The sequence below is a fragment of the Acinetobacter sp. SM34 genome (assembly GCF_022012365.1).
GTDB lineage: Bacteria > Pseudomonadota > Gammaproteobacteria > Pseudomonadales > Moraxellaceae > Acinetobacter.
Window position 1 is genome coordinate 1 of the sequence record NZ_JAKLTP010000034.1, and the last position, 1,028, is coordinate 1,028.

At 44.3% G+C, this 1,028-nt stretch carries 1 protein-coding gene; it reads left to right on the forward strand.

Going from position 1 to position 1,028, the window contains the following annotated elements:
• Positions 1–1,028, forward strand: a 1,028-nt coding sequence (gene tuf, locus LZZ98_RS15430; RefSeq protein WP_237788594.1) for an elongation factor Tu, incomplete at both ends; no start/stop codon positions are given.

The window sequence follows — 1,028 nt, forward strand, 5'->3', positions numbered from 1 at the left end:
CCACACGTAAACGTGGGCACAATTGGTCACGTCGACCATGGTAAAACAACTTTAACTGCTGCGATTGCAACTATTTGTGCAAAAACTTACGGCGGTGAAGCGAAAGATTACGCAGCAATTGACTCTGCACCAGAAGAAAAAGCACGTGGTATTACCATTAATACTTCACACGTAGAATACGATTCTCCATCTCGTCACTACGCTCACGTAGACTGCCCGGGTCACGCCGATTATGTTAAAAACATGATCACTGGTGCTGCTCAGATGGACGGCGCGATCCTTGTATGTGCTGCGACTGATGGTCCTATGCCACAGACTCGTGAACACATCCTTCTTTCTCGTCAGGTTGGTGTACCTTACATTCTTGTATTCCTTAACAAGTGTGACCTTGTTGATGATGAAGAATTACTTGAATTGGTAGAAATGGAAGTTCGTGAACTTCTTTCTACTTATGACTTCCCAGGTGATGACACTCCAATCATCCGTGGTTCAGCACTTGCTGCACTTAACGGTGACCAAGGTCAATATGGCGAATCTGCTGTAATCGAATTGGTTGCTGCACTTGATTCTTATATTCCTGAACCAGAACGTGCTATCGACAAAGCATTCTTGATGCCAATCGAAGACGTATTCTCAATTTCAGGTCGTGGTACAGTAGTAACTGGCCGTGTTGAATCTGGTATCGTGAAAGTAGGCGAAGAAGTTGAAATCGTTGGTATCAAAGACACAGTTAAAACAACTGTAACTGGCGTAGAAATGTTCCGTAAATTGCTTGACGAAGGTCGTGCAGGCGAGAACTGTGGTGTTCTTCTACGTGGTACTAAACGTGAAGACGTTCAACGTGGTCAAGTACTTGCTAAACCAGGTACAATCAAACCGCACACTAAATTCGATGCAGAAGTATACGTACTTTCTAAAGAAGAAGGTGGTCGTCACACTCCATTCCTTAACGGTTACCGTCCACAATTCTATTTCCGTACAACTGACGTAACTGGTGCGATCCAATTACAAGAAGGCGTGGAAATGGT